General features: G+C 46.1%; 4 protein-coding genes and 1 pseudogene. All 5 read right to left on the bottom strand.

Annotated elements, in window-relative coordinates; genetic code table 11:
• Nucleotides 1-517: pseudogene (locus tag AC1DUA_RS21215) on the bottom strand (M3 family oligoendopeptidase); the annotation flags it as partial.
• Nucleotides 518-571: 54 nt separating this feature from the next.
• Nucleotides 572-1,246 carry a uracil-DNA glycosylase gene (locus AC1DUA_RS21210; RefSeq protein ID WP_477501664.1) on the bottom strand — a complete coding sequence of 225 codons (675 nt, stop codon included), beginning with the start codon at nt 1,244-1,246 and terminating at the stop codon, nt 572-574.
• Nucleotides 1,247-1,259: 13 nt separating this feature from the next.
• Nucleotides 1,260-3,530 carry a type IA DNA topoisomerase gene (locus AC1DUA_RS21205; RefSeq protein ID WP_477501663.1) on the bottom strand — a complete coding sequence of 757 codons (2,271 nt, stop codon included), beginning with the start codon at nt 3,528-3,530 and terminating at the stop codon, nt 1,260-1,262.
• A gap of 141 nt (nt 3,531-3,671) precedes the next feature.
• Nucleotides 3,672-4,070, bottom strand: coding sequence for a BclA C-terminal domain-containing protein (locus AC1DUA_RS21200; protein ID WP_477501662.1), 399 nt, complete (start codon nt 4,068-4,070; stop codon nt 3,672-3,674).
• 93 nt (nt 4,071-4,163) lie between these two features.
• The coding region (locus AC1DUA_RS21195) for a glycosyltransferase (RefSeq protein WP_477501661.1) at nt 4,164-5,551 on the bottom strand (1,388 nt) is incomplete at its 5' end.

Genomic DNA, 5,551 nt, shown 5'->3' with positions numbered 1-5,551 from the left:
CATTTCGGTCTGTTGATAATTGAAAAGGGATTAGCTGTGATAAATTGCGTTCTTCTCCTGCATAAACCAGCTTCGCCGAAGCAAGCAGCTTTGAATATTCGCTGGCCAGTTTGTTTTCCTGGACGAGATCTTCAACGATTTCAGGTGAGAAGGTTTTGAGTGATAAAGAAGCAATTCTGAACAATTGCTTGCCCCATTTAGTTTCCAGTTCATCGCGATAAGCGGAACCAATCAGCGCTTTGTAGAATTCTGTGATCGATCCTTGATATAAAGGTTCAATTTCATCGAAATGTTCTTGCTCCGCTTTATAAAATTCATCCGTCGTATCCACGCTGTGCCGAATTCGCGCAATAGATTCCATTGACTCATACTCACTTCGAAGCTTTACGATGGCTTCCATCGCTTGGTCCTGCTCCCCAAAGGAAGCTGCTTGTTGAAACTGTTCTAAGAGTTCTTTAAACGCCGCTTCAAATGTGCTAAATTCGGGTCTTGCATACGCAAAGTCTTGAAATTTCATTGACTTCTCTCCCTCGCATTTTTTTTCAATATAACGGCCTTATCTTCATTATCCTCATAAATTAGCGATTTGCCAATCAATTTCCTGACTGCCAAGCTCTTTAAGAAGCTCATTTACCTGCGAAAATGGCTTGCTGCCAAAGAATCCGCGATAGGAAGAAAGCGGACTCGGATGAACAGATTTCAGGATATAGTGCCGGTTTGTATCAATAAGCCGCTGCTTGGCTTGGGCATGACTCCCCCAAAGCACAAAAATAACGGGCTGCTTTCTTGCATTCAAGACCTCTATTACTTTGTCCGTAAAGCGCTCCCACCCCTTCCCTTTGTGGGAATTAGGCGTGTCCTCACGTACAGTCAAAACCGTATTTAGCAGAAGTACACCTTGCTCGGCCCACTTCACCAAATAGCCATTATTGGGAATCGTGCAGCCTAGATCCGACTGCAATTCTTTGTACATATTCTGTAGGGACGGCGGCGGCGTGATGCCCGGTTTAACGGAAAAACTGAGGCCATGAGCTTGGCCTCTTCCGTGGTAAGGATCTTGTCCCAATATGACAACTTTCGTAGCTTCGTAAGAGGTCAAATGCAAAGCATTCAAAACGTCATTTTGCTCTGGATAAATCGTATTCGTTTGGTATTCCCTACTAAGAAAGTCACATAACGCTTGAAAATACGACTCTTCAAGCTCGGAGCCTACTACCTTTGCCCAATCGTTCGTTAAATAAAACACTTTCGATCCTCCATTACTCGGACYCCGTGCCAAGCTCTCCCGTATCGATGTTCTTCAATACAATACGTCCGTCTGTGGCAGTCCCGTCTGGGAGCACGAGCTTCAGTTTGGTCGTTTTCCCTTTATTCACAAGTGCTTGCACCTGCGTATCGGTCAAATTCCGTCCAAAGCTTTCCTTCCAGATGACGAATTTGCAGCCTTCCTTATAATGAGAGCACCCATATCCTTTACGCCCCATAAAAAGAGATCCGCCACAGCCTGGTCGTGGACAAGTAGCCAGAAACGCGCTACCACCGTCTGATGGGCTGGTTTTGGCTTCAGCTGATTTCTTGGGTGCCGCTTTCGTTTTGGTGCTGCTTGCGCCTGAGGAAGCAGAAGAGTTCGCACGCGTCGTGGATCCTCTCTTATTTCCCCCAGCAGCAGGTGTTTCGCCCTCGWAGTCTGTTTTGGAAGCTCTTGGCTGCACACGTACTTTGTCCACGATCAATGTTGCAAACCTTTTGACATTGTGCATAAACTGTTCGTCCGAAGCTGTGCCGCGGGAGATCTCATTCAGCCTTCGCTCCCATTGGCCCGTCATCTCCGGAGAGGTGAGCAGCTCGATGCCGGCTCCGCGAATTAATTCGACAGCCATTCTGCCCTTCTGAGTAAGGACAATCTTCTTGCCCTGCATGTCGATGTAGCCTACCTTCTTCAGCCGTTCAATGGTAGCTGCGCGTGTCGCTGGCGTCCCGAGCCCGGAATCTTTCATCGCATCGCGAAGCTCCTCATCCTCGATCTGCTTGCCTGCGCTTTCCATCGCTTTGAGCAGCGTGCCTTCATTGAAGTGCTTAGGCGGCTGCGTATCTTTCTCTTTGACGACGGCGTCACTGCAAACGACTTGACCTTGAGCATCTATTGAGAAGGGGTCGCTGACTTCTACCTCTTCGTCTTCTTCCTCTTCCTTCTCCTTGCCCTTAGAGCTTTTGGGCTTTTCTTTTTTCTGATCGGCATAAATGACCTTCCAGCCCAGATGGAGAAGTTCTTTGACCGTCGTCTTGAACATTTCTTGCTCGACCTCAGTCATCACCGTATGTACTTTATATTCAGCAGGGGGATAAAATTGCGATAAAAAACGTCTTACGATCAAATCGTACAATTTCTGTTCGTCCGGTGTAAGTCCAGAAGCTTTACGATTCGTTGGTAGAATCGCATGGTGATCTTCAACCTTGGATGGATTGCAAATATTTTTATTATTTTTGTGGACCAGATTACGGTTAGCTCCCTGCACGAGGTCATGATAAGCAGTGCCTTGCAAAGCCGATAACGACTTATGCATTTCTGGAATATTTTGCTCTGTGACATAGTTGGAATTCGTTCTTGGGTACGAAATGACCTTATGTTTCTCGTAAAGCGCTTGGGCGGTATCGAGCGTCTTCTTTGCCGAGAAAGCATATTTCCCATTCGCTTCGCGCTGCAGCAGCGTCAAATCATACAATTTAAAAGGATATTCCTTCGTTTCCTTTACTTCATATGAAATAATGCGTGCTGGCTTCCCCTTCACCTTCGCCGCTAATGCCTCCACTTTCGGTTGGTCTGTTAAGCGTTCACCCTGCCACATGGCTCGATACGTCGTATCGCCTTGTGTGAAGTACCCCTCCAGCTCGTAAAACTTGAGCGAGGAAAAGGCTTCAATTTGCTTCTGGCGATCGTAAATGAGGGCAAGAACAGGCGTCTGAACGCGACCAACTGAAAGCAATACATTATGCTTCGTTGTAAAAGCACGTGAACCGTTCATGCCGATTAACCAATCTGCTTCACTTCGGGAGCGCGCGGCCCGAGTCAGATTCTCATATTCGGAACCGTCTTTTAAAGTTGCAAAGCCGTTGCGAATCGTTTCGGATGTTAAATCAGAAATCCAAAGGCGCTTCACCGGCTGCTTCAGCCCCAAATGCCGCTGGATCAACGAGAAAATATGCTGCCCCTCTCGCCCCGCATCGCAGGCATTGACGAGTTGATCACATTTTTTCGCAAGTTCAGCAATCACCTTCAGTTGATCATACGTCCGCGGATTGGGAATCAGCTTAAATTCATCCGGAATGATCGGCAGATGGCTTATGTTCCATTTTTTATATTTGTCATCATATTGATCTGGTTCAGCCAACTCGATTAAGTGTCCGATCGCCCAGGTGATAATGTACTGCTCACCCTCCAGGTAGGACCTAAGATTTTTGGCTTTAGGTTCTATTGCGGCGGCTATATTTCGCCCCATGTCCGGTTTTTCCGCAATAATTAGTGTCTTCAAAAGAGTATCGCTCCTTACTCATACTTTCTTAATGGATCTCATCTATCGACTCAGTGTATCCCACTTTATAAACGTCTGCAATATGTCAAAGGTCGAATATATGAATTCCATAGAACAGGAAGACATCTCTTTTTCTCATTTTTAGCTAAGTTGAATGATATTTATGGTCGCTCCTGGAGGCGACAAAATAACTGTTGCAACCAATCCAAATATCTGGAGAATAATGGTTGATCCTGCAGTAACCGTAATGATAAAATCCGCTAAATAAGATGACGCGGCAACCGCAGGTGATGTCACGGACGCTGGAATGGAAACGCCATTTAACATTACGCGAGACTGCGCAAGCACGCCTGCTGTGGCACTTATTTTATAAGAAATGTAATATCGGCCTGCATTCGCAAGCGTAAAAGTCGTATTAGCCCCATTGATCGTGATCCCTGGGCCAATATCTTGGTTATTCGGCAACGGAATATTAAGTCCGCCTAATACAACCAATAATGTGCCTGAAGTGTTTGACGCAAACGCTGAATTAGCTGTCAAACTGGTCCCCGTATCACAGGTCATCCCTGTTCGCCAAGAGGCCCAGTAGGGCCAGTAGGGCCAGGCAGCGGTTTATAGATCTTTAATTTTGTACTAGTTAATTCCAATCTGTTCAAAATATTTTTGATTGTGGATAACAGATGGGTGTGTGGGATTGTAGGAGCAGGAGATATCATGATGAAATTTGGCCTTATCCAACTTACCTATCCGGTCGTAGCACAAGCAAAGCTGCACATGTGGCAGCCACGTCCAGGACGAATGGTCCATAAAACCCATTGATTCCTTCGGTTTAGGCGACTGTGTAGCAGATTCATACCAATATATCGCTTGCAAATAATCTTGTTCCTCGAGAAAAATAGCCCCAATTCGACAGCAGCAATCTGCGCGAGGCGAATCGAATTCAAAAGCTCTGAACAACGCCAAGAGCTTCTCATCTCTCTTCCCTAAATGGCTGTAGCAGGTTGCCAAGTGAAGTGCAGCAGCAATTTTATCTTCCAGCCAACCGTCTGATGATTGAAGAAAATCTTCATAATACCTCACAGCTTCCTCATAGAAACCATGCTCCCTGCATTCGTTAGCATAATAATACTGGTCACGCAAACTTAACGGTTCTCCACTTGCGATTTTATTCCGGTATATCTGTAAATTGCGATCCGTATGTAGTTTATCTTTGCGGTGTGTGACCGCAATTTCACTGTGGAGCACGGAGCCGCTTGCTGCTAAATATTCATGCACAGCGCCAATCCATTGGAATTGACACTCTCGACGAACAAGCCGATTCCTTCGCAGGCTGTACGTTACATTCTGATTCTCATCAAAACTGAGGTTGTAATTCATCGTCACCCGATCCACAGGCGGCTCCAATGTCTGAATCAATTCCATAAATAACAAACGATCTTTCTCTGTCAGCGTATCATCCGCGTCCAACCATAGGATGTACTGCTCAGTAGCTTTGGAAAAAGCAAAATTTCTAGCTGCGGCAAAATCATCCACCCAAGTAAAATCATAAATTCGATCCGTGTACTTGGAGGCAATTTCCTTCGTTCTATCCGTAGAGCCCGTATCGACAATAATGATTTCATCGGCAATCCCGCGAACGGTATGGAGACAAATAGGAAGCGCGTTTTCTTCATTTTTGACAATGATACACAAACTGATTGTGATCTTGCGCTCAGCGGCTTTCACACCATTACCGCCTTGCTTATACGCATCAACACCTGCCAACTCTGACTTGCGATAAATATGATACGCTGGATAGTGGGTGTCAACATAAAGTGAAAAGCCCATAGCTCGTGCACGTATGCAAAAGTGCCGATCCTCTCCCCAGAATGATAAGTTAGGAATCTCAGCAAAGCGAACACCAGCTTGAATGGCTTTGCGGCTGATTAAGGTACACGCTCCAAGCCCGCCAACCTCATAGACACCCGGGACTCTCAGTTGAGCGAAGAACTGCCAAGTTCGCCTTGCCGACTCCTCGTCTC

It is taken from the genome of Paenibacillus sp. 01T422 (assembly GCF_056398785.1).
Note: the sequence above shows the minus strand (reverse complement) of the source record. Positions and strands in the feature narration are given on the sequence as shown.